We start from the raw sequence: 25,072 nt of genomic DNA, 5'->3' as shown, positions 1-25,072 counted from the left end.
GCAGTGCAGGGGCGCAGAGGCGCCCCGATATCCATGGTGAAAGGCAGGCGCGCGTCCTGCCGCTGAAGGGGTGGGTGCGCCGGGTCTTTTTGTGTCAGCGCCGCACCAGGCGCCCGAGGCAGACCTCGTAGCTGGCGGCCAGCAGGCCGTCCGGTTGACGGTGGCGCTCGTAGGCCTCCCCCAGTCGCACCAGGCGCTGGCGATGACCCAGGCCCGCAGACCGCTCGTCGTTGACCTGGCTCGCACCTATCCCTTTGAGGTCGCGCAGCAGTCCGCTGAGCGCCGGGTAGGCGAGGGACCAGGTCAGCGGGCAGAGTTCCGTTGCCTCGAAGCCCCCGTCACGGGCCGCCTGCTGCAACTGGGGCAACGTCAGGAAGCGATTGACATGGTCACGACCATCCACGGCCCGCCAGGCCTCCCGCAGTTGCCACAGTGACCCCGAAAGCAGGGTCGAGAAGAAGACCTGGCCACCGGGTTTGAGCACCCGGTTGAGCTCGGCAAAGGCCTGGGCCGGCCGCTCGCACCACTGCAGGGCCAGGCTGGAGAAGACCCAGTCCAGGCTCTGGTCGGCAAAGGGCAGCCCCTCCGCATCGCCGCACACCAGGCGGGCTCCGCCGCCGCGAAGGGCCGCCTGGGCCAGCATGCCGGGAGCGAGATCCAGCCCGGTCAGCGTCTCACAGCGCGGCGCCAGGGCAGGCAGGAAGAAACCGGTGCCGCAGCCCAGATCCAGCCCGGCCCCTGAGCGCACCTCTTTCACGCCCCCCTCGTCCATGCGCGCCAGCAGCGACTGCCCCACCTCCTGCTGGAAGCGGGCGTGGGCGTCGTAGTGGCGAGCCGCCGCCCCGAAGCGGCGGGCGAGCTGTGCCTTGTCCACCGACTGGAAACGCTCATGCACCATGGGCGCCCCCTCTCTCGTCGGTGGATGGGCGGGGTCCCAGGGCCTCGAGCAGGCGATCCACGTCATCTTCGCCATGGGCGGCGCACAGGGTGATGCGAAGGCGCGCTGTGCCGACCGGCACCGTGGGTGGGCGGATGGCGCCGGCCCAGACACCGCACTCCCGCAGCCGCTCGGCAAGTTGCAGGGCAGCGACGCTCTCCCCCACCAGCAACGGCTGGATGGGGGTATCGCTTGCCCCAAGCCGCCAGCCGAGCGCCTGCCCCCCCTGCCGGAACCGGGCGACAAGGCGAGCCAGGTGGGCACGGGCCTCGTCGGCTACGCGTACCAGCTCGATGCTCTGGCGCACGGCGCACGCCTGGGCGGGGGGCATATGGGTGCTGTAGACATAGTGGCGGGCAAAATTGACCAGGTACTCCACCAGCTCGCGACTGCCACCCACAAAGGCGCCGGCCACCCCGAGCGCCTTGCCGAAGGTCCCCATCTGGATGTGCACGCTGGCCGGGTTCACCCCCTGGGCCGCCAGGGTGCCGCGCCCCTCGGCACCCAGCACGCCGAGGCCGTGGGCATCGTCAATCATCAGCCAGTTGCCGCTTCGGGATGCGAGTGTGGCCAGCTCAGCCCAGGGGGCCTGATCCCCGTCCATGCTGAAGACCCCTTCCGAGACGATCAGGCCCCGGTTTGGCTCAAGCAGCCGCTCAAGGGCCGCCATGTCGTTGTGGCAAAAGCGCTTCATCTTGCAGGGGAGCTGGCTCCCCATTTCCTGCAGGGAGGCGTGGTTGAGCCTGTCCTGCCACAGCAGATGATCCTTGCCGAGCAGGGCCTTGAGCACCGCCTGATTGGCGGAGAAGCCACAGTTGAACAGCAGCACCGCCTCCACCCCGAGCCAGTCGGCAAGCGTCTCTTCCAGCTGCTGGTGAGCGCGGCTGTAGCCGGTCACCAGGGGCGAGGCACCTGCCCCCGCGCCATATTGCGCCACCCCCGCCGTGAAGGCGGCCTTGATGGCGGGGTGACCCGCAAGGCCCAGGTAGTCGTTGCCAGAGACGTTGAGGTAGTCCCGCCCCCCGACCCGGATCCGCCCGCCGCTCGCCACATCCACCGGGGTGCGTCGGCGCAGCAGGGTGGCCTGTTCACGCTCGGCCAGCGCCTCCCCCAGGGCAAAGGGGCCGGTAACAACGGGCGTCATCATGGACGGAGGACATCTGCGCGGGAACGGGTGGCATCGTAGAAGAGTTCGCTCGGCTCGCTCTGGCGGTTCACCTCGGCCAGCAGCTCCTCCTCTTGAACCTGATCCGGCTTCTGGGCCCGCTGGGCGGGGCGGATGCCGAGGCGCTTGAAGAGCTGCATGTCGCTGTTCTCGTCCGGATTGGGGGTGGTCAGCAGCTTGCAGCCGTAGAAGATGGAGTTGGCCCCGGCCATAAAGCACATGGCCTGCATCTGCTCGTTCATCTTCTCCCGCCCGGCGGAGAGGCGCACGTGGGAGGCCGGCATCATGATGCGCGCCACGGCGATGGTGCGGATAAATTCGAACGGGTCCAGGTTCTCCTGGTTCTCCAGGGGCGTCCCCTTCACCTTGACCAGCATGTTGATGGGCACGCTCTCCGGGTGGCGCGGCAGATTGGCGAGCGCCATCAGGAGGCCCGCCCGATCTTTCGCCTGCTCCCCCATGCCGACGATGCCGCCGGAACAGACCTTCATGCCGGCGCCGCGCACATGCTCCAGGGTGTCGAGCCTGTCCTGATAGGTGCGGGTGGTGATGATGTCGCCGTAGAACTCCGGCGAGGTGTCGAGGTTGTGGTTGTAGTAATCGAGCCCCGCCGCCCCGAGACGCGCCGCCTGATCGGCGGTCAGCATCCCCAGCGTCATGCAGGTCTCCATGCCGAGCCCGCGCACCTCTTCAATCATGCGCAGGATGTAGGGCATGTCCTTCTCTTTCGGGTTGCGCCAGGCCGCCCCCATGCAAAAACGGGACGAGCCGTTGGCCTTGGCCTCCCGGGCCCGCTCCAGCACTTTTTCCACCTCCATCAGCCGCTCGGTCTCGAGCCCGGTGTGGTAGCGAGCGCTCTGGGGGCAGTATTTGCAATCCTCCGGGCAGGCCCCGGTCTTGATGGAGAGCAAGGTGCTTACCTGCACCTCGTTCGGGTCGAAATGGGCGCGGTGCACCGTCTGGGCCTGGAACAGCAGATCGTTGAATGGCAGGGCAAAGAGATCCTGAACCTCGGACAGGGTCCAGTCGTGACGAAGGGCGTGGGCACCCGCGGTGAGAGCATTCATACATGGCTTCCGGTTGTTATTGGTGGGATCCTGCGCCGCGCTCAAGAGAGCGTTCGCCGCAAGACCCGCCAGCTGGACAGCGCGACGCAAGGGCGTGCGCGAAGCCAAGTGGCTGAAATTGTTGGCTAGTGTAGAGAGCGCGCGTAGACTGTCAACACCGACCAGATCAAATCAATTGACAACAGAACACAAAATGACCAATCAAGAATTCGACCTGCACCACGTCTGGCACCCCTATACCTCCCTCACCCATCCCCTGCCCTGCTACGAAGTGGCCAGCGCCAAGGGGGTGACCCTCACCCTGACGGACGGGCGCGAGCTGGTGGATGGCATGAGCTCCTGGTGGGCCTGCGTGCACGGCTACCAGGTGCCTGAGCTCGACGCGGCCGCCACCGCCCAGCTCGGCAAGATGTCCCACGTGATGTTTGGCGGCCTGACCCATGCCCCGGCAGTCGAGCTCTGCCGCAAACTGGTGGAGATCACCCCGAAGGGGCTGGATCGGGTCTTTCTGGCGGATTCCGGCTCGGTGGCGGTGGAGGTAGCCCTCAAGATGGCCCAGCAGTACTGGCATGCCAAAGGGACGCCCCGCGCCAAATTCGTTGCCCTTCGGGGCGGCTATCACGGCGACACCTTCGGCGCCATGAGCGTGTGCGACCCGGATGGCGGCATGCACGAGCTCTACCAGGGCTTCCTGCCCGAACACCATTTCGTCGAAGCGCCAAGCTGCCGCTTCCACGCCCAGTGGGACGAGCAGAGCGTGGTGGAGCTGGCCACCCTGGTGGCGGATCATCACGAGGAAATTGCCGCCATCGTGCTCGAACCCATCGTCCAGGGGGCGGGCGGCATGCGCTTCTATCACCCCCGCTACCTGCAGTGGGTGCGCGCCCTGTGCGACGAATTCGGCCTGCTGCTGATTGCCGACGAGATAGCCACCGGCTTTGGCCGCACAGGCCAGCTGTTTGCCTGCGACTGGGCAGGGATCAGCCCCGACATCATGTGCCTGGGCAAGGCGCTTACCGGCGGCTACCTGACGCTGTCGGCCACGCTCACTACCGAGCATGTGGCTCGCACCGTGTGTGACGGCAAGGCAGGCGTCTTCATGCACGGCCCCACCTTCATGGGCAACCCGCTTGCCTGCGCGGTGGCCAACGCCTCCATCGAGTTGCTGCTCGCCTCCCCGTGGCAGGCGCGAGTGCAAGCCATCGAACACCAACTCAAAACCGAACTGGTGGAGCTGACCCTGCACCCGGCGGTGGCGGATGTGCGGGTGCTCGGCGCCATCGGGGTGGTGGAGATGAAGGAGCGGGTGGACGTGGCGCGCATCCAGCGCAAGTTCGTGGAGCTGGGCGCCTGGATCCGTCCCTTTGGCAAGCTCATCTACCTGATGCCTCCCTTCGTCATCACCCCTGAAGAGCTGCGGGTATTGACCGGCGCCATCCACGAGGCCATCACCATCGGCGAATATTGAGTCCGGATGAACGGGCCCTGCATGAGAACGCAGGGCCTTTCGGCGCTTTTTCATCAGAATGTGAGCAAGACACCAAAACCCGTCCGGCGAGGAGAGTAGACTGCGCGGGTTTTACCCAACAGATGTACCAGTCCCATGCGCCTCTCCATTGCTGCCAAGATCAACTTCTTCCTGCTCTTCATCTTCTCCATGGTGTTGGTGTTTTCCGCGGCCTATCAGGCGGTGCGCGAGCGTGACCTCATCCTGACCCTCATCAAGGAACAGAGCCGCGAGCAGACCGAGGCCTACTTCGACGGCCTCAACATGCTGATGCTGACCGGCAAGATGGACGCCCGCGACACCCTGCGCGCCAAGTTTCTCGATCACGCCCACGTGGAAGATGCTCGCATCGTGCGCGGGGCGGCGGTCAACAAGCAGTACGGGCCGGGCCGTGACGACGAGGCCCCGAAGGACAGGTTTGATGCCCTGGCGCTGGCGGGCAAGGGGAGCCTGGAGGTAGAGCATGACGGCATGCACAGCCGGCTGGTGGTGACCCGCCCGCTGCTGGCCAGAAAGGATTTTCGCGGTACCGACTGCACCAGCTGCCACCAGGTGCCGGAAAACACCGTGCTGGGGGCGGTGCGTTTTGACTACTCCCTCGACACCCTGTTTACCCGGGTGGAGCAGAACATCCTTACCTCGGCCCTGAGCCTCACCCTCATCTTCGGGCTGGGACTCCTGCTCACCCTCTGGGTCATCCGCACCTGGATAGTCCGCCCCCTCAACCAGCTGACCCGCTCCATGGAGGAGGCCACCGATCGCAACGACTTCGGCCACAGGCTGGAGGGGGATGAAGGGGACGAGATTGGCCGGGTGGCGCTCGCCTACAACCAGATGCTCGACAGCGTGGAGCGCCAGATAGGCAAGCGCCCCACCTCTCAGGGGCTGGATGACGGCGACGGCCCTCAGCCCCGGTAGTAAAGCAGCAGGCAGGCCACCAGGATCAGCAGCAGGATGAAGAGATTGACGTGGCGGGCATCTTCCTGCCGACGGCTGCGGCCACGGGCCAGCACCAGCACCACCAGGGTCAGCAGGCAGCAACCCCAGAGCCCGCGCTCCAGCCAGGGGGTGAGCAGGGGGTCCCAGCTCTGGCGCACCTTGACGCCCCCATAGACCAGAAAGCCGTAAGCCACCTCTGGCCGGGCGAAGTGATAGAGGGAGAGCAGGGCGACAAAGCCGCCCCAGCAGAGGATCACCAGCCCCTGCAACACCCGTATCCAGCCATCCGGCCCCCGCCTGCGCTCCTTCACCCTCACCCCCGTCCAGCCGCCATGATCCATGCACGATGCATGGGGAAATCCCCGCAAGGGTCCGACATTTTTGCTTGTTTATCAAACCTGCGCGGGTAAGATGAACGGCTTAGTCTGCCATGGTGGGCCAACTGCGCCCGGGCCAGACCCCTAGTGTTGCAAATAGCGCTGCAAGAACAAGCTGGAGACAATATTTCGATGACGCACGCATCCGTAGTTGATGTGCTGGCCGGTAAGTATTCGGTCGGCACCACCCTGACTGTGAAAGGGTGGATCCGGACCCGCCGCGATTCCAAGGCGGGGATCTCATTTTTGGCCGTTTCCGATGGCTCCTGCTTCCATCCGGTGCAGGCCGTCGCCCCCAATACCCTGGCCAATTACGAGAATGAAGTGCAACGTCTGACCACAGCTTGCTCCGTCGAAGTGACCGGCACCGTGGTCGAGTCCCAGGGCAGCGGCCAGGCGTTCGAACTGCAGGCCACCGAGGTCAAGGTGGTGGGCTGGGTCGAAGATCCGGACACCTACCCCATGTCTGCCAAGCGCCACAGCATCGAGTACCTGCGCGAGCAGGGCCACCTGCGTGCACGCACCAACATCGTCGGTGCCGTGACCCGGGTGCGCAACTGCCTCTCCCAGGCCATTCACCGCTTCTTCCACGAACAGGGCTACCTCTGGATCGCGGCGCCCCTCATCACCGCCTCCGACACCGAAGGGGCCGGCGAGATGTTCCGCGTTTCCACCCTGGACATGGAAAACCTGCCGCGCACCCCCGAAGGCAAGGTGGACTACGACAAGGACTTCTTCGGCAAGGAGACCTTCCTGACCGTGTCCGGCCAGCTGAACGTCGAAACCTACGCCTGCGCCCTATCCAAGGTCTACACCTTCGGCCCGACCTTCCGCGCCGAAAACTCCAACACCAGCCGCCACCTGGCCGAGTTCTGGATGGTGGAGCCGGAAGTGGCCTTCGCCGATCTGGAAGACAACGCCGCCCTGGCCGAAGCCATGCTGAAGTACGTCTTCAACGCCGTGCTGACCGAGCGCCGCGACGATCTGGAGTTCTTCGCCCAGCACGTGGACAAGGACGCCATCGGCCGTCTGGAGCGCTTCGTCGCCTCCGACTTCGCCCAGATTGACTACACCGACGCCATCGACGTGCTGCAAAACTGCGGCAAGAGCTTCGAGTTCCCGGTCTCCTGGGGCATCGATCTCTCCTCCGAGCACGAGCGCTACCTGGCCGAGGAGCATTTCAAGTCCCCGGTGGTGGTGAAGAACTACCCGAAGGACATCAAGGCCTTCTACATGCGCCTCAACGACGACGGCAAGACCGTTGCCGCCATGGACGTACTGGCCCCGGGGATCGGCGAGATCATCGGCGGCTCCCAGCGTGAAGAGCGTCTCGAGGTGCTGGATGCCCGTCTGGCCGAGATGGGTCTGAACAAGGAAGACTACTGGTGGTACCGCGATCTGCGTCGCTACGGCACCGTGCCCCACTCCGGCTTCGGTCTGGGCTTCGAGCGCCTGGTGGTCTACGTGACCGGCATGGGCAACGTGCGCGACGTGATCCCCTTCCCCCGTACTCCCCGCACCGCCGAGTTCTAAGGCGACCCGCCTACTCGCACCGTGCAAAAGCCGACCCCCGAGGTCGGCTTTTTTTATGCCCGCCTCGCTCTTCCCGCCCCCGTTATTCCCGCCTTTTGCATTCCAAACCCTGTGCGCTCCCCCATCTTTCCCGTCATTTATCTGGTGTGCGCCAGGACGCGGTCCCCTGTTCAAGGGCTGAACCGTAGTTTTTATGCACTTAAATCGGAAAAAAGCCGGTTGTTGAAGCAACGCAATTTTTTACCCCTTTAGGGGTGACAAAATATCCATTAACCCTTCAGGGGTAATTAATGACAGCGGATCCCGGGCAGCTGGCCGATGGGGACATGGATAAAACACACGAGGTAATGGAATGATCTTGATGGAATTTTTGGTGGTACTCGGCTGCTTGCTGCTGGGTACCCGCTTCGGGGGCATGGGGCTGGGTCTTATCAGCGGCATTGGTCTGTTCCTGCTGACCTTCGTCTTCGGCCTGGTGCCGGGCGAGCCGCCGGTGCAAGTGATGCTGACCATACTGGCGGTCATTGGCTGCGCCGCCACCCTGCAGACCGCCGGCGGTCTCAACCTGATGATGCAGGTGGCCGAGCGTCTGCTGCGCCGTCACCCCCAGTACATCACCCTGCTGGCGCCGCTCACCACCTGGACCCTCACCTTCCTGTGCGGCACCGGCCACGTGGTCTACACCATGTTCCCCATCATCGCCGACATCGCGCTGCAGAAGAACATCCGTCCGGAGCGCCCCATGGCAGTGGCGTCCGTTGCCTCCCAGATGGCCATCTGCGCCTCGCCGGTCTCGGTGGCCGTGGTCTCCATGGTCTCCATCCTGGCGGCGGCTCACGGCGTGGGTCAGGCCTACGGTCTGCTCGACATCCTGATGGTCGCCATCCCCTCCTCTCTCATGGGTGTCATGATGGCGGCCCTGTGGAGCCTGCGCCGCGGCAAGGATCTGGACAAGGACGAGGAGTTCCAGGCCAAGATCAAGGACCCTGCCCAGCGGGACTTCATCTACGGCGGTGGTGAAACCCTGCTCAACACCAAGTTCCCGAAAGAGGCCTACTGGTCCACCTGGATCTTCTTCGCCGCCATCGCTGCCGTGGTGCTGCTGGGGGCCGATGAGGCGCTGCGCCCCGTCTTCACCATCAAGGAGAAGACAGGCCCCCTCTCCATGAACCTGGTGATCCAGATGATGATGCTGATCGCCGGCGCCATCATCCTGATGCGCTGCAAGGTCAAGCCGGGGGAGATCGCCAACGGCGCCGTCTTCAAGGCGGGCATGGTCGCCATCTTCTCCGTGTTCGGGGTCGCCTGGATGAGCGAAACCTTCTTCCAGGCCCACATGCCGCTGCTCAAGGAGACCCTGGCCCACGTGGTACAGGCCCAGCCCTGGACCTACGCTCTGGTGCTCTTCCTCATCTCCAAGCTGGTGAACAGCCAGGCCGCGGCGCTCACCGCCATCGCCCCCATGGGGCTGGCGCTGGGGGTCGAACCCAAGCTGCTCATCGCCTTCCTGCCGGCGAGCTACGGCTACTTCGTGCTGCCGACCTACCCGAGCGATCTCGCCTGCATCGGCTTCGACCGCTCCGGCACCACCCGCATCGGCAAGTTCATCATCAACCACAGCTTCATCATTCCGGGCCTCATCGGGGTGGTGACCTCCTGTACCCTGGGCTTCATCCTGGCCAGCATCCTGCTGTAACAGGCATCCAGTGCGAGCGGCTCCCCCGTGGGAGCCGCTTTTTTATCCCCGCATCCCCGGCCCGCGCTTTGCCATCGCCCCCCACTCTGGGTAGCATGAGCCCTCTTTTCTTTGCGGAAATCCCCCATGTCTCGCGTCATCCTGCTCTGGAGCGGCGGCAAAGATGCCATGCAGGCCCTCTGCCACGCCCGGGAAGCGGGCCATCAGGTGGTGGCCCTGATCACCTTTGCCCCGCCAGCGCCCCGCTTTCTCGCCCATCCCCTGTCACAGGTTCGCCGTCAGGCGGCGGCCCTCGTACTGCCCCATCGGCTGGTCACCATCGAAGCGCCCTTCGATCTCGGTTATGAGCAGGCCCTGGCGGCATTGAAAGAGGAGTGGCAACTCGATGGGGTCGTCACCGGCGACATCGACAGCGTGGGGGGCGCGCCGAACTGGATCCGCGAGCGCTGTCGCCCCCTAGGGCTCACCGTTCACACCCCGCTCTGGCAACAACCCCGCGAGGCGTTGCTGGCGGACATGCTGGCCCGCGGCATCGTCGCCCACCTCTCCTGCGTCGATACCCGGGTACTGGCCTCCGAGTGGGTGGGGCGCAGGCTCGATGCTGGCACCCTCAGCGATCTGCAGCAACTGGCGGATCGGGATGGCTTCGATGCCTGCGGCGAGCAGGGGGAGTACCACACCATGGTGACCGACGGCCCCGGGTTTGCGGCGCCGCTGACGCTCGGCCACTGGCAGGCGGCGCGCCAGGAGCACCTTGCCTATCTGCTGGAGGACGAGGAATGACCTCTCACGAGGGCGACACATAAAAAACGGGAGGCGCTGGCCTCCCGTTTTGCTTGTCCTTAACGTTGACCTATTTGGCCAGCTTGCCCAGCACCCGCTTAAGCAGGCGGATGCGCGGCTCGATGCTGTCTAGCAGCAGGAATTCCGCCTCCGAGTGGAAGCCGCCCCCCATGGGGCCGAAGCCATCGAGGGACGGCACCCCGGCCGCCGCGGTGAAGTTGGCATCGGAGCCGCCACCGGCCTCCAGCCAGGTGAAGGGGACTCCCTCCTCCCTGCCTGCCGCCTCCACCAGTGCCATCAGGGCCTCGGTGTCGCCGCTCGGGCGCATCGCGGGCTTGAAGCTCTGGCGCGCCACCTCAACCCGGCAACCGGCGAGGAAGGGGTTGTTGGCCATGAAGGTGAGCCGGTCGTGCACCGCCTGCGCCTCTTCGTTGCGCCAGAAGCGCAGATCCACGATCGCCTCGGCAAAGTCGGGCACCACGTTGACGCCGGTGCCCCCCTGCACCACCCCCACGTTCATGGTGGTGCCGGTTTCCATGTTGACCTGTTCGTTGATGGCAAGCACCCAGTGGGCCAGCTCCGTGATGGCGGAGATCCCTTGTGCCAGGGCAGAGCCCGCATGGGAGGCCTTGCCGTGGAAGGTGATGCGGTACTTGGCATTGCCCTTGCGGGCGCTGATGAGATCCCCGCTCGGGCGCGCCGCCTCGGCCACCAGCACGCAGCCGCTCTGTCTGGCTCGCTCCACCAGCCACTCCTTGGACCAGGGGGAGCCTATCTCCTCGTCGCAGTTGCAGCAGACCAGCACCTTGAGCCTGGCCAGCACGGCCGGGTCCAGCTCTTTCAAGGCATACCAGGTAGAGAGCAGGCCGCTCTTCATGTCCGAGACGCCGGGGCCAAAGGCCTGATTGCCTTCGATTTTCAGCGGGCGCTTGGCCGCCGTCCCCTCGGGGAAGACGGTGTCCATGTGGCCCACCAGCATGACATCGTAGTGATCCGCCCCCGGGGCATTGGTTGCCTCCAGGCAGGGGCCGCACTCGGCGGCGAACTGGTGGCGGGTCACCTGCCAGCCGATGGCTTCATATTTCTCGGTCATGATGTCGGCTACCCGGGCCACCCCGGCCGGGGTGCGGGTGCCGCAGTCGAGGTTGATGAGCGGGGCCAGCTCCGCCAGATAGGTATCGAGTGAAAACGGGCGCTTGAGATCGTTCATTGTCTTCTCCATGGAACAATCTGCGTAAAAGACAGACTGTTTTTGCAACGATAAGAGTGGGCGGGCACTCGGCGCCGCCTCGTCAACGGCGGTCGGCCAGCGTGGATCGACTGGCCGCCGCCTCTACACCAGAGCCTTTACATGAACAGCAGATAGTTGAGGAGCAGCGCCGTCACCAGGGCCCCCGCCATGGGCACGCTGGTGCGCTTGACCACCACGAAGGGAGAGACCTTGGCGATGCCCGCACAGGCGATGAGCACCGCCGCGATGGGGGAGACAGTGCGGCCGATACTGGAGGCGAGCTGCATCGGCAGCAGCATGGTTACCGCCGGTACGCCAAACTTGGCTGCCACCGCGGGGGCCAGGGAGGAGAAGCTGAGGAAGGCCGCGTTGCCCGAGCCCATGATGACCGCCGCCACCATGATGAGCCCCACCATCACCAGGGTCATCAGACCGCTGCCGATGCCGGCATTGCTGGCCGAATGGAGCAGGGTGTCGATGGCGCCGATGGCCTTGAGGGATTCGGCGAAGAGTTCGGCACAGACGATCAGCGCCACCACGGGACCGAACACCTTGCCCATGCCGTCGAGGAAGCTCGACAGCCCCGCGAAGGCGGTGCGCACCGAGCGGGTGCGCAGCAGCTCGCACAGCATGCCGATGAACACCGACAGCAGCATGGCCACCTCCACGCTGACGCTGATGCTGGTCACCAGCAGCTTGGAGAAGGTCATCATCAGCACAAAGGGGATGATGGGCAGCAGGGCATACCAGATCGGCGCAGGCACCTCGTTCGCCCCCTGCTCATCCAGCTCGGCGTGCTCGCCACGGTGCAGGGCGGGATCCCAGCCCTCCTGGCGGTCACAGTGCCGCTGCCAGAAGAAATGCAGCACCATGGTCACCAGCAGCATGGGAGCCACCAGCCAGATCTGGTAGTCGACGAAATAGCTGGTGGGATCCATGCCGGACTGGCCGGCGGAGAAGATAGCGTTGGTCTGGGTCGGGCCGATTTCGAACGCCTGGGAGGTGGCGATGACGCCGCAGGCGGAGGCCGGGCTGATGCCGAGGTTGCGCATCACAGGGTACATGGTGACCATCAACAGCAGGCCGAGGCCGGTGGCGGAGGTGACGAACAGGGAGACGAAGACCGCCACCAGGTAGCAGATGGCCAGCATCAGGTAGCTGGACTGGATGCCCGCCACCGGTTTGACCGCCACCCGCACCAGGGCCTGGGAGGCGCCGATATGGGACATGTAGGTGGCAAAGCCCGCCACCGCCATGATGGTGAGGCCAAGGCCCGCCGCCCGGTAGGAGAAGATCCCCTTGAACACCTCGAACAGGTCGAACAGGGCGAAGCCGGTGCTCTTGTCGGCGGGCAGAATGGGGTGCAGTCCCAGCCAGTAGGCGACGGTGAAGAGGGCCATGCCCGCCAGCGCCAGCACCGCCTGCGGGTTGTAATCCTTGATGATGCCGTAGACCACGGCGATCAGCACGAGCAAGACGAAGACGAGTTCCAAGGTGCACTCCTGACAAGATTATCGAGAAGCGCAATCTAGTGGGGGATCTCCCCTTTCCTCTTGATCACCATCAATAAAGATGGAAAAAGCAAACGGTTGCAGATTTTTATTCCGAAAATGAAATTAAAAACGACACTTAACATCACGAAACTGGATCTAGAATGCTCCCCAGGGTATCCCTGACCGACAACCGCCACTTAGTTTGCGTTGGATCAACATCCCGCCGGGGTGAACTGGCCAAGATGCCCGTCGACACAGAGCGACCATTTCGCACCGGAGAGAGTTATGACAAACCAAGCCACCGCAGGCACCCCGACCTGCGACTGCAAGCTGTGGGACATCCTCGTCGAGTCTGCAAAGGAACGCACCACCATTCGTTACTCCAAACTGGCCAGGCAGGCCGGGCTGGAGCAGTGCCAGGATGAACTGCGCACCCTGCTGCAACGCATCCGCATGTATTGCACCGAAAATCACCTGCCCATTCTCTCCGCCATCGTGATGGATGACGTGGGCAAATACGCCGGCCTCTCCTCCAGCCTGCCGGATGCCCCCTGGGAGCGGGCACGGGTCTTCGATCACGAGTGGACCACCCTGCACTGAGTGCCGCCCCCTGAATCCGGAACGCGCCCATACCAGCAGGCGCGTTCTGGTTTTTGGCCCCCACCGTTTCTTCCCCGGCCCCAGCGGCCCATCCGGCCAGGTGTGCTTCCCTGTGAGGCGCCCTGCCCCCTGTCGTCCTATCCGGCCAGGCGTGCAGCATAAGGGCCTCCTGCCCCCGGTCTCCCCCTTTGATACCGCAGCGCATCCCGTCCCAGACCAGCGTGTGCTGGCGCGCGGCCCCTCCCTTCTCCACTCGGCCTGACTGGTAAAACCAGCCCATCCGGCCATGAGCGTTGCCATGGGGGGGCCACAATGCCAGAATCGGGCCCTTGCACGATTTCAGGGCCGCCGGCCCGCAGACAAAGGATCCCCCATGGCCACCACCCTCTATGGCATCAAGAACTGCGAGCTGTTCTTAGTAGAAAAGCCGAGACTAGGAATGATTATTGCATTTATTTTTTAGGGCTTTAACGATAATGGAAATAACATATCTTGACCAAGATCTAAGCACATTCGTTCTACCTACAAACTTCGCGATCTTTGGACCAACTTTCCAATATGTTGCGATGAATACCCTACCGAGTAAATGATACTGAAGAATATGGTCACGATACCATCTCAAAAACATTACATCAGGATGATTAGGGTCATCGTATGCAACAGATGCAACGAAACATGTGGCTCCCGACTTACTTTCAATACGCATATTACCTGCCCCAGTTTTTATATCTGAGGTAACACTCTGGCGTGTCAAGCGACCGCTTTTTTCTAACATGCTGAAAGTGTCGATATGATCTTCGGCCACTTTCTTTCCTGCAATATAATCCATATTTTGTTCACGTGATTTTGTTTCCAGCCTAAGAGCCTCTTCAGCAGCTTTTGCTAATAGGTTTTTAGTCTGCTCTTCATCAAGGCTACGAACGGCAGCATCAATAAGAGAACCAGCCCTCAAGCCATTATCATGAAGCGACTGCAATGAGTTGCTTTGTGTTTTTGAGGGGAGATTGCCATCATTGCTCATGATAGTTCCTTACGATTGCAGAAATAAACAAACTTAACCAATGGACTGACCATAGATTTAGTTAATAGCTTTATAACTTTATGTTTTTCTATGATCTTAGAAAGATGCTCACCATGGGTGTAATACCAAACTATAAAACTCCTCCCATAAGATGTATTGATCAGATGGGAGTCTCTCCAATAGCGTAGCACTTGAGTTTCCCAAGCCTGCTCACCATAACACACTGTAGCAATGAAACATTTAGATGGTGTATATGCAACTACATTAAGCTGACCTGCTGGCATAGTTACACTATAGCTTGCGGATTGAACCTGCCCGGTTGATATAGTTTTCCTCAGCAACTCAATTTCTTTTTTAGCATTGCTTTTTATCAACTCATTCTCTAGCCTTGTAGCCTGAGCTAACATAGCACGTGCGGCAGATATATCGTCATCATATAACCAAGATGCAGCCTTCATCACGTTTTCTGGGATGTGAGCCAACACGTCATCATGTGACATAGAATCTAACGCTGAATTCAATTCAGAGAACCCCAACGATGGCTCTTTTACATTAATCCTTATAGATTTGTAGGTAGTACATTTCACTTTGTGCTTGTGTATAACCTTTGATAGAAGGTCATATCTTTGATTAGCAGAAAGGTATGGTGGAACCAGTTCAACAAGCCTTTCCATTGTTTGACCAGATAGTTTTGTATTTCCACTTTTCCAAAGAGGGAAAGTTTTTCTAGCGTAACTCTCGGCAGATGAACCATACATATCACCATAATCTGAAAGCATGCTATCAAGAGCATCGGTATCAAAGTTAAAGAATGCTTGACGAATATCTGTGATAGCATCTCCAAAATATGACATCAAAACACGATATTTTGATGGCGTCTGTGACCCAAATCTTCTTCGATAACGCCAACTTCGATACCGCCCCATTACACTAATCCCTCGATAATAAAATATGTGAAATCATTAAAATTTCAGCGGGGCACAACTCAAGCAGTACAACACCCCGCGAAATACTACCAAATTACGTACAAAATCACAGCGACATACAAGTTATCCGATGGACACTCGACACGCTGATACCCAACCGCTTTGCCACTGATGCTTTAGCGATGCCTTGCGATAGAAGATGCAGCACTTCGTCCCGCTTCTCCATCGCTGTCGGTTTCCGGCCCTTGTAGACCCCTTTGGCCTTCGCCAAGGCGATCCCCTCTGCTTGACGCTCCAGCATGATTTCCCGCTCGAACGTGGCGATGGCTCCGATCATGGTGAGCATTAGCTTGCCTGTCGGAGTGGCCGTGTCGATGCCCAGATTCTGGATCTGTAATGTTACCCCTTTGGCGTGTAGCTGGTCTGTGATCTCCAGCAAGTGCCGGGTGTTCCGGGCCAGACGATCCAATTTGGTCACCTTTAGCACGTCTCCAGAGCGGGCAAATTCGAGCATTGCCTGTAGTTGCGGCCTATCCGTCTTGCTACCGCTGACCTTCTCCTGAAAGACTTTTTCACACTCAGCCAGAGCTGTCAGTTGCTGCTCCAGCGATTGCCCCGTGGTCGAAACACGGGCATACCCGATGATTGCCATGATAGCCTCCCAATAGGCTCAAGACCCTGCAAGAAAAACGTGTCAAAACTCAAATCCCAACCCGTGTGACAGGGGTTGCCGGGGGGCTTCCGGTCTGTCACACGGGCATGGTCTATTGAGCGTCCGGCTCCTTCGGCGGTGGCGGCGGTGTCTGCATCGAGTTGACGGCCTCCTTGATGAGGACGCCCAAGGCTGCTAGCAGTGCCGCCTCCAACGCTTTCAGTAACGGGTTTCCTTGCTGCTCATTCATACGCCTTCTCCTTGCTGGATGGCTCCCGAAAAGGGGCCAGATGTGATGTGTTCCATGGGGTTCTCCTATGGTGCTTATCTCATCTGTCTTATACCGGCGTGGGGTCTGAATGTTGCCTGCTCGTTTTCCTTATGCTGGTGGGGTTTGGGATTGTTTTTTCAGGGTCGCCAACGGGGCGGGATCGTTGCTATCTTCTCGATTTGTCTCCTTCGGGTGGCTGGTAAGCTCCCCCCTCGGTGCAGTAAATAGATAAGTCTCTGAGTAACAAAACGGGTATCTATATCGGGCTGGAACAGGCGACACACCAGACACATGCCGCCGAAAAGCCCATGAACACGCAGCTGGATGTGTCGATGAGACTCAAATAGACCAGACACATCACCCCGAAATGTGTCGATTGGCAGTCACTCGCGGCGGGGTCAGACGGTGATGCGGCAGGTTGTCGCTATGCCCCTTACGAAATCGCCAATCAAGCCGCTCTGCAACCGCCTTCAGGTCTCGTCCCGGTTGAGCGGGATATCGCAGATACCCGGCAGGGTCGCAGGTATAAGCACTCTGTGCAGACTTCCGCGTGATATAGATATGCCCCTCCTCCTGTCGCCATTTCATCATCTCCAGCAGTCCTTGCAGGTACCCCTCCACGCTTAGGATGCGTCCCTGAGCACGACAGATGGTTACCCACAGCTCCTGTTCCTCGTGGCGTATCCTGAGCGGTCTGAGGCCCGTCTGCTGCTCAATGTAGGCATCACGCTGTTGGTCTGCATGGCGGTTCGCTGGCTCCAGATGATAGGCTTCGTCAAACTCCAGCAAGTACGTTTCCTGCCGGATCGGTCGGTCAAAATATTTTCCATCCGGGTCGAACCACTGAAAATCGACTCGGAAATCTATTCGGTAAGGACCGCAAGCGGACTGCGGGATCACTTCGATTCGCAAACCCGGCTGCTGTTCTTCAAACCAAGCAAGCAGCGAAACTAGGTACTCTGTGTAAAATGCTGCCTCATAGCGGCTCTGACCTTCCTCTCGTGGTAATGATTGTCCGGTCAACCGCTCGATCTCCGCTATCAACGCTGCGTTCAGGTGAGAGCTGGGGCCATAGGTCAACACAGCCAAGGCTTGTAAGGGAGTCCATGTCCCCAATCCATTATCCGGTTCGGGAACCTCCGGCAGGTCGAGTCCTCGCACCTGCCGGATGTTGTTGATTGCCCGCCTGACGTACTGACTGTACCGCCGAGTGCTTCGCTGGCTGAACCCAGGTATCTGAGATAGCAATGCTTCTGGGTCGATGATTCCTCGGGCAGGTTGGCCAATGAAAATTGCTGTCATGTTCAATAGCGCCTCCTGACAGCTTTTTACTTGGAATATGCCGAGCTCAAATCTTCGAAATCCGGATCTGTACCATCATCATTCTTCTGGAGATTTCGAATGTAATCGTCCATCTCTTGCTGCATAACAGAAGGGTCAACACCATAAGGAGCTTCAGTTTGAGTCTTTCTTACTAGGTAGCTAGACCCGTCATAAATCGAACTCCCCGCCAACTTGTCTTCAAAGGTCTGCGTCAACACGCGACTACCATCAATGTCCATATACTCAGCCCACAGATAGCCGCCATCAAAGCGGAATCGAATTTCCTTCAACGCTGTTTTCAACTGACCGTTGAATCGTTGGCGTTGCTCCGTACTGCGAAGGTCTTCAGGAGCTACGAAGTATTGGAGCGTTTTCACTGATAGCTCCCGGCTCATAAGGTCACTTTCAGCTCGTTGAATTTGCTTTTCTAAGGCTTGCGTCTTCTTCTTGCATTGCTCGAACAAGACTCGATAATCCGCATCATTATCGTTATCCAGCACAAGTTGAGCTGCCTTCTTTCTCTTCTGGGTCTCAACCTCTAGCTGAACTCGTAATTCGGCTAGCGTGGTTCTAAGAGCGATTGTTTTATCCTCCCCCTCAACCCGTTGCTTCATTACCCTGTTCAGCAAGAACACTGCTTGCAAAAGTTGTGGTTCAATCTTGTCGTAAAGCATGTTCGGTAATTTGCACCCAGCGGTGTTTTGCTTGGGACAAACCAGATAGTTTCTTGGGCTCCCTGCTCGCCCTTTGTTTTGATAACGTAATGACTCACCACACTGACAGCGAAGTACACCACTGAAGAGATTGTTAAAAGTTCCCTTGCGATAGGAACCACTATGCTTGTTTCTCTTGCTGATAAGGTGTTGCACCTCTTCAAACAAGGCTGGGGAGACTATCGTGGGGTAGTACCCCAAGATTGGCTCATCAGCAGGCACTCGCTCACCGTTCTCGATAACATGTGGTTGGAAAACACCGATCACCGCTTGACTCTTGATGACCGCTTGAATACCTGCCGGACGCCAGTCAGCCTCTTTGCCGAATGTTTTGTAGCCCTTTTCTAGGAAAACCTTGGCAATCTGCTCATAGCCACAGCCTGACTTCGCCATTTCAAACATCTCGTTCACAATAGCTACTCGTTCGGATATAGGGACGATCTGCTCCCCATCCCTAGTGAGCCATGAAGGTAGACGGGAGTTAGCTATCACTTTGTTGTTCTTTCTTGCCTGCTCACGGCCATTTGACCATGCTGCACGGCTCCGACGGCTTTTCATCTCTGACTCATCATTAGCACGGGCCATGTAGACGATTGAGACTATCAGCTTGGTGAAGTCCACCTGACCTCTACGAAAGACCTGCTTATCGGAGAGGGTTACAATGACAATCCCCGCCCTCACAATAGCCAGGAACTGTTCAAGGGCCTCTTCTACTGCTTGTCTGCTCAGACGATCTACTGACTCAACCAGCAGGTATGACCCCTGTTCAATCTCACCATGCTTCACAGCATCAACGAAGCGACCTAACGCCCCTTCAGACATGTTGGCACCACGAAATGCACTCGTGCCGAAATCATCAATCGTCTTGTCATCAAGCTGGAGGTTGTGCTCAGCACAGTAATCCATAGCTTGCTGAAGCTGGCGGCGATAACTATCCCCTTGCGCCTGCTTGGGGGTACTGAACCGAATATAGGAATAGGCTTTGATGGGGCGACTCATGGCAACTCCTTTGCGATTGGCTCACATCGGAAGCAAGTGAGCACGGCTGAAAATTAAGATGGGATGAGCCTACCAGTAGATCGGCACTTTACACAATATGCAGTTGAAGTTATTTTTGCCGAATGAGCCACGATGCAGCAGAACCAGCCCATCGCCAGACGACCAGCCCAAGGCAGCCACGTTTCCCTGCATAGTGATCGTCTGTATGCTATGGCCCATTGAACGGAACACGGCGAACTCCATGGAAAACAAGACCGAATGTAAAGTCGTACTATACGGCATTTCCCCCAAGAACTGCGACACCATCAAGAAGGCCCGCAAGTGGCTGGAGGAGGCGGGTATCGATTACCGCTTTCACGATCACCGCGCCGACGGTCTGAGCCCGGAGCAGCTCGATCTCTGGCTCGCCAAGCTGGGCTGGGAAGCCCTGCTCAACACCCGTGGCACCACCTTCCGCGCCCTGCCGGAAGCAGAAAAACAGGGGCTCGACACCGCCAAGGCCCGTGACCTGCTGCTGGCCCACCCGGCCATGATCAAGCGCCCGCTGCTGGACCAGGACGGCACCCTGACCCTGGGCTTCAAGGCAGACCTCTATCAATCCCTCTTCTCCCGTTAACTTTTTCTGTTAAGGAACACCGATGTCGGACGTCATCACACTGGCCAAGGATCTGATCAGCCGCCCCTCCGTGACCCCCCTGGATGAAGGGTGCCAGACCCTGATGGCGGAGCGCCTCGCGCGCCTGGGGTTCGTCATCGAACCCATGGTCTTTGAGGACACCACCAACCTCTGGGCACGCCGTGGCAGCGAGGGCCCCCTCTTCTGTTTCGCCGGCCACACCGACGTGGTGCCCGCCGGCCCCCTGGAGAAGTGGGACACCCCGCCATTCGAGCCGACCATCAAGGACGGCATGCTCCATGGCCGGGGCGCCGCCGACATGAAGGGGTCCCTGGCCGCCATGGTGGTGGCGACCGAGCGCTTCGTGGCCGAGCACCCGGACCACAAGGGCTCCATCGCGTTTCTCATCACCTCGGATGAAGAGGGGCCCTTCATCAACGGCACGGTACGCGTCATCGACACCCTGGAGGCACGCAACGAGAAGATCCGCTGGTGCATCGTCGGCGAACCCTCCTCCACCGCCCAGGTCGGGGACGTGGTGAAGAACGGCCGTCGCGGCTCCATCACCGGCGATCTGCTGGTGCGCGGGGTGCAGGGCCACGTCGCCTACCCCCATCTGGCGGACAACCCCATCCACAAGGCGGCCCCGGCGCTGGCGGAGCTCGCCGCCATCGAGTGGGACAAGGGCAACGCCTACTTCCCCCCCACCAGCTTCCAGATCGCCAACATCCAGGGCGGCACCGGCGCCTCCAACGTCATTCCGGGGGAGTTGCAGGTCCAGTTCAACTTCCGCTTCAGCACCGAGCTCACCGATGCGGCTATCCGCGAGCGGGTCGAGGCGCTGCTGACCCGTCACGGCCTGGACTTCGAGCTGAAGTGGACCCTCTCCGGCCAGCCCTTCCTGACGGACACCGGCGCCCTGCTGGACGCCACTGTCGCCGCCGTGGCGGCAGTGAATGGCCAGCAGCCGGCCCTACTCACCACGGGGGGCACGTCCGATGGGCGCTTCATTGCTCCCACCGGGGCGGAAGTCATCGAGCTCGGCCCGGTCAACGCCACCATCCACAAGGTGAACGAGTGCGTGAAGGCGGACGATCTGGATCTGCTGGCGGACATGTACCAAGGGGTGCTGGCACGACTGCTGGCATGAGCGGCGCTCCGGACAAGAGAGACCAGACCATGAATCAGGATCAACTGCTTGGGCTGGATGAGAGCCACCTCATCCTGGTGGGGCGCGGCCCCCATCGTCTGACCGCCGCCACCGCGGCGGCCTTCAACGACATGCAGGTGGCTGCCGCCCATGCCGGTTTCAACCTGCAGGCGGCCTCCAGCTGGCGCGGCTTCGAGCGCCAGCTCGCCATCTGGAACGGCAAATGGCGCGGGGAGCGCCCTCTGCTGGATGCGCACAACCAGCCCCTCGATGCCCTGCAACTGGGCGAGACCGAGCGACTGCACGCCATCCTGCACTGGAGCGCCCTGCCCGGCACCAGCCGCCATCACTGGGGCACGGATCTCGACATCTACGATCCGGACTGCCTGCCCGCCGGCACCCGGCTCGCGCTGGAACCCTGGGAGTACGAGGCGGACGGCTGGTTTGCCGATTTGCGCGAATGGCTGGACGATCACATGAACGACTTCGGCTTCTTCCTGCCCTATGCAAAAGGGGAGCAACCGGATCAGGGGGTGGCCTACGAGCCCTGGCACCTGAGCTTCGCGCCCGAATCCGACGGGCTGGCCCTGGATCCGGCGGCGCTGGCGCTTTGTCTGGAACGGGCGGATATTGAAGGCAAGGAGTGCATCCTGGCTCATCTCGACGAGATCCTGGCCCGCTATGTCACCCCGGCACACCACGAAAGGAGATTCTGATGAGCTTGTGGTTATGGATAGGCTTGCCGCTGCTGTTTCTGCTCGGCCTGTTTCTCAACGCCATCAAGGACATGAAGCAGCTCGAGAAACAGCTGCCCAAGTACAAGGACAAGATCCGGGAGGTCAAGGACGACGAGGACGACTGACCCTCCTCGCAGGAGCCCGTCGGCGCTCCTGCCCCCTCCCCGACCACGGCATTTTTCCGCCCCCTGAGCCGGCCCTGAAAGCCCCATCCATTGCCCCCTTTCCCTGCGCTTTCCCGCGCGGGCACGCCGCCCTCGCCCTGCTTGAAAACTGCGCAACAAACGTAAAAAACTGCAAAACAATGCACAATTAAGCCACACAAAGGGGGTCAATCTGCATATAATGTGCCTGTTTTGCAGCCCGCCATAAGGAGTTCGCCATTGGATGCCACCACCGTCAACAGTTTCTTCTTCATCGGTGCCCTGTTGGTGGGCGCCAGTGTCCTGTTGAGCGCACTCTCCTCCAGAGTCGGCATCCCCATCCTGGTCATCTTCCTCGCCGTCGGCATGCTGGCGGGTGAGGATGGTCCCGGCGGCATCCACTTCGCCGACTACTCGGTCGCCTACCTGGTGGGCAACCTGGCGCTGGCCATCATTCTGCTGGATGGCGGCATGCGCACCCGGGTCTCCTCCTTTCGGGTCGCACTCTGGCCCGCGCTCTCGCTGGCCACGGTCGGGGTGGCCATCACCACCGGCCTCACGGGCCTCGCCGCCGCCTGGCTGTTCGACCTCAACCTGATGCAGGGGATGCTCATCGGTGCCATCGTCGGCTCCACCGATGCGGCGGCGGTCTTCTCCCTGCTCGGCGGGCGCAGCCTCAACGAGCGGGTCAGCGCCACCCTGGAGATTGAATCGGGCAGCAACGATCCCATGGCGGTCTTTCTCACCGTCACCCTGATCGAGGTGCTGGCCACCGCCCAGCAGGGGCTGGATGCCGGCTTCCTGCTGCTGCAACTCGTCAAGCAGTTTGGTCTGGGCGCTGGCATCGGCCTTGCGGGGGGCTGGCTGCTGTGGAAACTCATCAACAGTGCCAAGCTCGCCCCCGGTCTCTATCCCCTGCTCACGGTGAGCGGCGGCCTGCTCATCTTCGCCCTCACCACGGCGGTGGGGGGCAGCGGCATCCTGGCCATCTACCTCACCGGCCTGCTGCTTGGCAACCTCTCCCTGCGCAGCCGCAGTACCACCCTCTCCGTGCTGGACGGCCTGACCTGGCTCAGCCAGATCGGCATGTTCCTGGTGCTGGGGCTGCTCGCCTCTCCCCACAAGTTGCTGCCCATCGCCCTGCCGGCGCTGGCTCTGGCCATGTGGATGATCCTGTTTGCCCGTCCGGTGTCGGTCTGGATTGGACTGCTGCCGTTCAAGAACTTCGCGCCGCGCGAGCGCTGGTTCATCTCCTGGGTGGGGCTGCGCGGCGCCGTGCCCATCATCCTGGCGGTCTTCCCCATGATGGCGGGGCTGCCCAATGCCCAGCTCTACTTCAATGTCGCCTTCTTCGTGGTGCTGGTTTCGCTCATCCTGCAGGGCAGCTCGCTGCCGCTGGCATCAAAGCTGGCGCGAGTGGAGGTGCCCGCACCGCCCTCTCCCATCAACCGCTCTGGGCTGGAGATCGATCTCGACAGCCAGTGGGAGACCTTCGTCTATCGCCTGAGCGCCGAGAAGTGGTGCATCGGCTCCCCCTTGCGGGAGCTGCGCATGCCCCAGGGCACCCGCATCTGCGCCCTGTTCCGCGGCCAGGAGCTGCTCCACCCCTCGGGCAGTACCTGCCTGCAATCCGATGACATCCTGTGCGTCATCGGCCACGAGCACGACCTGCCCGCCCTCGGTCAGCTCTTCAGCCAGGCGCCGGAGCAGGATCTGGGCCCGCGCTTCTTCGGTGACTTCCTGCTGGAGGCCAACGCCAGGCTGGTGGATCTCGCCCCGCTCTACGGGCTGGATGTGAGCGAGGTGGCGGATCAGAGTCTCGGCGATTTTATTGCCCATCAGTTGGGCGATAATCTGGTGGTCGGTGACCATGTCGCCTGGCAGGGACTGCTCTGGACGGTGGCGGAAATGGAAGAGGGTGAACCCCGCAAGATAGGGGTACGCTTCCTGGAAGAAGACCCCGTCTAGGCGCCGGCCATCGTAGCCCGCATTTGTGTGAGAAGGGAGTGAACCATGCCTTATCAAACCCTGTTGTCCGGTCTGTATCCTCCCTCGCCCAAGCTGGGCCTCATCGAGGGTTTCTTTGGCAAGGGCTGGAGCTGGGAAGCCCGTGCCCGCTACGCCCAGTGGCTGCCCCGCCACGGCTATGGCTTCTACCTCTACGCCCCCAAGGAAGACGGCTACCTGCGCAAGCACTGGGCCACACCCTGGCCCGCCGACCAGCTTGAAGCCCTGTGCCAGCTCGCCCGCCAGTGCCGGGAGAACGGTCTGGCCTTCGGGGTGGGCCTGAGCCCCATGGGAGCCCATCACGACTATGCCCGCCAGCGACCCGCCCTGCTGGAGAAGGTGAGGCTCATCGAGGAGGCGCTCAAGCCCGATATCCTGGCGATCCTGTTTGACGACATGAAGGGGGACACCCCGGATCTCGCCCACTGGCAGCTCACCATCGCCCACGACATCGCGGCCCACACCGACGCAGGCCGCCTGCTGTTCTGCCCCAGCTACTACAGCACGGATCCGGTGCTGGAGAAGGTGTTCGGTGCCATGCCCCCCCACTATCTGCAGGATCTGGGTCAGGGGCTCGACAAGCGCATCGATGTCTTCTGGACCGGCCCCAAAGTCTGCTCCACCGAGTATCCGGCTGCCCACCTCAAACAGGCCGCCGACTGGCTCCATCGCAAGCCCTTCCTGTGGGACAACTATCCGGTCAACGACGGCAGCAAGGCGAGCAGCTTCCTGCACCTGCGCGCCTTCGAAAACCGTCCGGCAGAGCTGGCGGATCTCGTGAGCGGCCATGCGGTCAATCCCATGAAGCAGGCGGCCCTCTCGGCCCTGCCGCTCGCCACCCTGCCCATGAGCTACAAGCTCGGCAAGCAGTACGATCCTGACAAGGCGCTGCACGCCTCCCTCAACGCCACCTGCGGGCCGCAGATCTCCGCCATGATCCAGGCCGACCTGCCGCTCTTCCAGGACATCGGTCTGGCCCAGCTCACCCCCGAGCAGGTCATCCACCTCAAGAGCCGCTACCTGCCGTTCCAGGATCAGGCCTGCGTGAACGAGATCCTGCGCTGGCTGGCCGGGGAATATGTGTTCGATCCGGACTGCCTGACCGACTGACCCCATGAGTCCATGAAAAACGGGCCCATGTAAAAGGCCACCTCCCGGGCAGGGAGGTGGCTTTTTGCATGATGTC

Annotated in this window: 24 protein-coding genes; 12 read left to right on the top strand and 12 right to left on the bottom strand. The window is 61.1% G+C overall.

Going from position 1 to position 25,072, the window contains the following annotated elements; all coding sequences use genetic code 11:
• Positions 1-94: 94 nt before the first annotated feature.
• Genes bioC through bioB form a run of 3 tightly spaced genes read right to left on the bottom strand, consistent with a single transcriptional unit; the run spans position 95 to position 3,169 of the window.
• Complete coding sequence (bioC, locus tag I6L32_RS13450) at positions 95-898, bottom strand: malonyl-ACP O-methyltransferase BioC (RefSeq protein WP_202014234.1); 804 nt, start codon at positions 896-898, stop codon at positions 95-97.
• Positions 888-2,084: an 8-amino-7-oxononanoate synthase gene (gene bioF, locus I6L32_RS13445; protein WP_202014232.1), complete on the bottom strand. Its 1,197-nt coding sequence runs from the start codon at positions 2,082-2,084 to the stop codon at positions 888-890. The genes bioC and bioF overlap by 11 nt, the downstream gene beginning before the upstream one ends.
• Positions 2,081-3,169, bottom strand: coding sequence for a biotin synthase BioB (gene bioB / locus I6L32_RS13440; RefSeq protein ID WP_043155235.1), 1,089 nt, complete (start codon positions 3,167-3,169; stop codon positions 2,081-2,083). The genes bioF and bioB overlap by 4 nt, the downstream gene beginning before the upstream one ends.
• Positions 3,170-3,362: 193 nt before the next feature.
• On the opposite strand from bioB, the gene bioA reads away from it, so the two are divergent.
• Entirely contained in the window at positions 3,363-4,637 is a 1,275-nt protein-coding gene (bioA, locus tag I6L32_RS13435; protein WP_043155237.1) for an adenosylmethionine--8-amino-7-oxononanoate transaminase, read from the top strand.
• Positions 4,638-4,772: 135 nt separating this feature from the next.
• On the top strand, positions 4,773-5,594 hold the full coding sequence (locus I6L32_RS13430; RefSeq protein ID WP_202014230.1) for a HAMP domain-containing protein: 822 nt from the start codon (positions 4,773-4,775) through the stop codon (positions 5,592-5,594).
• Here I6L32_RS13430 and I6L32_RS13425 read toward each other — a convergent pair.
• Entirely contained in the window at positions 5,582-5,956 is a 375-nt protein-coding gene (locus I6L32_RS13425; RefSeq protein WP_223302528.1) for a hypothetical protein, read from the bottom strand. The two genes, I6L32_RS13430 and I6L32_RS13425, sit on opposite strands and share 13 nt — an antisense overlap.
• Positions 5,957-6,124: 168 nt before the next feature.
• On the opposite strand from I6L32_RS13425, the gene asnS reads away from it, so the two are divergent.
• From asnS to I6L32_RS13410, 3 genes are all read left to right on the top strand, one after another.
• The gene (asnS, locus tag I6L32_RS13420; protein ID WP_039039869.1) at positions 6,125-7,525 is read left to right on the top strand and encodes an asparagine--tRNA ligase; all 1,401 of its coding nucleotides are present in this window, start codon (positions 6,125-6,127) and stop codon (positions 7,523-7,525) included.
• 352 nt (positions 7,526-7,877) lie between these two features.
• The gene (locus tag I6L32_RS13415) at positions 7,878-9,221 is read left to right on the top strand and encodes an anaerobic C4-dicarboxylate transporter (RefSeq protein ID WP_202014228.1); all 1,344 of its coding nucleotides are present in this window, start codon (positions 7,878-7,880) and stop codon (positions 9,219-9,221) included.
• Between the two features lie 126 nt (positions 9,222-9,347).
• Positions 9,348-10,004, top strand: coding sequence for an adenine nucleotide alpha hydrolase (locus I6L32_RS13410; RefSeq protein ID WP_202014226.1), 657 nt, complete (start codon positions 9,348-9,350; stop codon positions 10,002-10,004).
• A gap of 70 nt (positions 10,005-10,074) precedes the next feature.
• Here the strand turns inward: I6L32_RS13410 and I6L32_RS13405 are convergent, their stop codons facing one another.
• Positions 10,075-11,214, bottom strand: a complete 1,140-nt coding sequence (locus I6L32_RS13405; RefSeq protein ID WP_202014223.1) for a M20 family metallopeptidase — start codon at positions 11,212-11,214, stop codon at positions 10,075-10,077.
• A gap of 137 nt (positions 11,215-11,351) precedes the next feature.
• A complete protein-coding gene (gene dcuC, locus I6L32_RS13400; protein WP_202014221.1) occupies positions 11,352-12,728 on the bottom strand; it encodes a C4-dicarboxylate transporter DcuC in 1,377 nt (458 codons plus the stop codon).
• A gap of 285 nt (positions 12,729-13,013) precedes the next feature.
• On the opposite strand from dcuC, the gene I6L32_RS13395 reads away from it, so the two are divergent.
• Positions 13,014-13,328, top strand: a complete 315-nt coding sequence (locus tag I6L32_RS13395; RefSeq protein WP_010674057.1) for a hypothetical protein — start codon at positions 13,014-13,016, stop codon at positions 13,326-13,328.
• Positions 13,329-13,761: 433 nt separating this feature from the next.
• Here I6L32_RS13395 and I6L32_RS13390 read toward each other — a convergent pair whose 3' ends face one another.
• The 6 genes from I6L32_RS13390 to I6L32_RS13365 all read right to left on the bottom strand — a co-directional run bounded on the left by I6L32_RS13390 (position 13,762) and on the right by I6L32_RS13365 (position 19,233).
• Positions 13,762-14,349 carry a CFI-box-CTERM domain-containing protein gene (locus I6L32_RS13390; protein ID WP_040094802.1) on the bottom strand — a complete coding sequence of 196 codons (588 nt, stop codon included), beginning with the start codon at positions 14,347-14,349 and terminating at the stop codon, positions 13,762-13,764.
• The gene (locus I6L32_RS13385) at positions 14,346-15,203 is read right to left on the bottom strand and encodes a CFI-box-CTERM domain-containing protein (RefSeq protein ID WP_216944000.1); all 858 of its coding nucleotides are present in this window, start codon (positions 15,201-15,203) and stop codon (positions 14,346-14,348) included. Before I6L32_RS13385 ends, I6L32_RS13390 begins: the two co-directional genes overlap by 4 nt.
• 178 nt (positions 15,204-15,381) lie before the next feature.
• Complete coding sequence (locus I6L32_RS13380) at positions 15,382-15,927, bottom strand: recombinase family protein (RefSeq protein WP_201035424.1); 546 nt, start codon at positions 15,925-15,927, stop codon at positions 15,382-15,384.
• A 112-nt stretch (positions 15,928-16,039) separates the two neighbouring features.
• Entirely contained in the window at positions 16,040-16,177 is a 138-nt protein-coding gene (locus tag I6L32_RS13375) for a hypothetical protein (RefSeq protein ID WP_010674054.1), read from the bottom strand.
• Positions 16,178-16,555: 378 nt separating this feature from the next.
• A complete protein-coding gene (locus tag I6L32_RS13370) occupies positions 16,556-17,500 on the bottom strand; it encodes a hypothetical protein (protein ID WP_216943999.1) in 945 nt (314 codons plus the stop codon).
• Positions 17,501-17,526: 26 nt separating this feature from the next.
• The gene (locus tag I6L32_RS13365; protein ID WP_216943998.1) at positions 17,527-19,233 is read right to left on the bottom strand and encodes a recombinase family protein; all 1,707 of its coding nucleotides are present in this window, start codon (positions 19,231-19,233) and stop codon (positions 17,527-17,529) included.
• A gap of 241 nt (positions 19,234-19,474) precedes the next feature.
• On the opposite strand from I6L32_RS13365, the gene I6L32_RS13360 reads away from it, so the two are divergent.
• The 6 genes from I6L32_RS13360 (at position 19,475) to I6L32_RS13335 (ending at position 24,996) form a co-directional block, all read left to right on the top strand.
• The gene (locus I6L32_RS13360) at positions 19,475-19,849 is read left to right on the top strand and encodes an ArsC family reductase (RefSeq protein WP_053288949.1); all 375 of its coding nucleotides are present in this window, start codon (positions 19,475-19,477) and stop codon (positions 19,847-19,849) included.
• Positions 19,850-19,871: 22 nt separating this feature from the next.
• Entirely contained in the window at positions 19,872-20,999 is a 1,128-nt protein-coding gene (gene dapE / locus I6L32_RS13355; RefSeq protein WP_010674050.1) for a succinyl-diaminopimelate desuccinylase, read from the top strand.
• A gap of 29 nt (positions 21,000-21,028) precedes the next feature.
• Positions 21,029-21,715 carry a M15 family metallopeptidase gene (locus I6L32_RS13350; protein WP_128342928.1) on the top strand — a complete coding sequence of 229 codons (687 nt, stop codon included), beginning with the start codon at positions 21,029-21,031 and terminating at the stop codon, positions 21,713-21,715.
• Positions 21,715-21,861: a hypothetical protein gene (locus tag I6L32_RS13345; RefSeq protein ID WP_010674048.1), complete on the top strand. Its 147-nt coding sequence runs from the start codon at positions 21,715-21,717 to the stop codon at positions 21,859-21,861. The genes I6L32_RS13350 and I6L32_RS13345 overlap by 1 nt, the downstream gene beginning before the upstream one ends.
• 258 nt (positions 21,862-22,119) lie before the next feature.
• The gene (locus I6L32_RS13340; RefSeq protein WP_010674047.1) at positions 22,120-23,847 is read left to right on the top strand and encodes a potassium/proton antiporter; all 1,728 of its coding nucleotides are present in this window, start codon (positions 22,120-22,122) and stop codon (positions 23,845-23,847) included.
• A 45-nt stretch (positions 23,848-23,892) separates the two neighbouring features.
• Complete coding sequence (locus I6L32_RS13335) at positions 23,893-24,996, top strand: beta-N-acetylglucosaminidase domain-containing protein (RefSeq protein ID WP_102948164.1); 1,104 nt, start codon at positions 23,893-23,895, stop codon at positions 24,994-24,996.
• Positions 24,997-25,072: the final 76 nt, after the last annotated feature.

The organism is Aeromonas sp. FDAARGOS 1402 (genome assembly GCF_019046925.1).
Lineage (GTDB): Bacteria > Pseudomonadota > Gammaproteobacteria > Enterobacterales > Aeromonadaceae > Aeromonas > Aeromonas caviae.
The sequence above is the reverse complement of the archived record's forward strand: the minus strand, read 5'-3'. Positions and strand labels throughout refer to the sequence as shown.

What these genes read in the sequence shown, in the direction of transcription:
- bioC (WP_202014234.1), bottom strand. Translation starts at nt 898, where the DNA reads ATGGTGCATGAGCGTTTCCAGTCGGTGGACAAGGCACAGCTCGCCCGC.
- bioF (WP_202014232.1), bottom strand. Translation starts at nt 2,084, where the DNA reads ATGATGACGCCCGTTGTTACCGGCCCCTTTGCCCTGGGGGAGGCGCTG.
- bioB (WP_043155235.1), bottom strand. Translation starts at nt 3,169, where the DNA reads ATGAATGCTCTCACCGCGGGTGCCCACGCCCTTCGTCACGACTGGACC.
- bioA (WP_043155237.1), top strand. Translation starts at nt 3,363, where the DNA reads ATGACCAATCAAGAATTCGACCTGCACCACGTCTGGCACCCCTATACC.
- I6L32_RS13430 (WP_202014230.1), top strand. Translation starts at nt 4,773, where the DNA reads ATGCGCCTCTCCATTGCTGCCAAGATCAACTTCTTCCTGCTCTTCATC.
- I6L32_RS13425 (WP_223302528.1), bottom strand. Translation starts at nt 5,956, where the DNA reads ATGGATCATGGCGGCTGGACGGGGGTGAGGGTGAAGGAGCGCAGGCGG.
- asnS (WP_039039869.1), top strand. Translation starts at nt 6,125, where the DNA reads ATGACGCACGCATCCGTAGTTGATGTGCTGGCCGGTAAGTATTCGGTC.
- I6L32_RS13415 (WP_202014228.1), top strand. Translation starts at nt 7,878, where the DNA reads ATGATCTTGATGGAATTTTTGGTGGTACTCGGCTGCTTGCTGCTGGGT.
- I6L32_RS13410 (WP_202014226.1), top strand. Translation starts at nt 9,348, where the DNA reads ATGTCTCGCGTCATCCTGCTCTGGAGCGGCGGCAAAGATGCCATGCAG.
- I6L32_RS13405 (WP_202014223.1), bottom strand. Translation starts at nt 11,214, where the DNA reads ATGAACGATCTCAAGCGCCCGTTTTCACTCGATACCTATCTGGCGGAG.
- I6L32_RS13395 (WP_010674057.1), top strand. Translation starts at nt 13,014, where the DNA reads ATGACAAACCAAGCCACCGCAGGCACCCCGACCTGCGACTGCAAGCTG.
- I6L32_RS13390 (WP_040094802.1), bottom strand. Translation starts at nt 14,349, where the DNA reads ATGAGCAATGATGGCAATCTCCCCTCAAAAACACAAAGCAACTCATTG.
- I6L32_RS13385 (WP_216944000.1), bottom strand. Translation starts at nt 15,203, where the DNA reads ATGTCATATTTTGGAGATGCTATCACAGATATTCGTCAAGCATTCTTT.
- I6L32_RS13380 (WP_201035424.1), bottom strand. Translation starts at nt 15,927, where the DNA reads ATGGCAATCATCGGGTATGCCCGTGTTTCGACCACGGGGCAATCGCTG.
- I6L32_RS13375 (WP_010674054.1), bottom strand. Translation starts at nt 16,177, where the DNA reads ATGAATGAGCAGCAAGGAAACCCGTTACTGAAAGCGTTGGAGGCGGCA.
- I6L32_RS13370 (WP_216943999.1), bottom strand. Translation starts at nt 17,500, where the DNA reads ATGACAGCAATTTTCATTGGCCAACCTGCCCGAGGAATCATCGACCCA.
- I6L32_RS13365 (WP_216943998.1), bottom strand. Translation starts at nt 19,233, where the DNA reads ATGAGTCGCCCCATCAAAGCCTATTCCTATATTCGGTTCAGTACCCCC.
- I6L32_RS13360 (WP_053288949.1), top strand. Translation starts at nt 19,475, where the DNA reads ATGGAAAACAAGACCGAATGTAAAGTCGTACTATACGGCATTTCCCCC.
- dapE (WP_010674050.1), top strand. Translation starts at nt 19,872, where the DNA reads ATGTCGGACGTCATCACACTGGCCAAGGATCTGATCAGCCGCCCCTCC.
- I6L32_RS13350 (WP_128342928.1), top strand. Translation starts at nt 21,029, where the DNA reads ATGAATCAGGATCAACTGCTTGGGCTGGATGAGAGCCACCTCATCCTG.
- I6L32_RS13345 (WP_010674048.1), top strand. Translation starts at nt 21,715, where the DNA reads ATGAGCTTGTGGTTATGGATAGGCTTGCCGCTGCTGTTTCTGCTCGGC.
- I6L32_RS13335 (WP_102948164.1), top strand. Translation starts at nt 23,893, where the DNA reads ATGCCTTATCAAACCCTGTTGTCCGGTCTGTATCCTCCCTCGCCCAAG.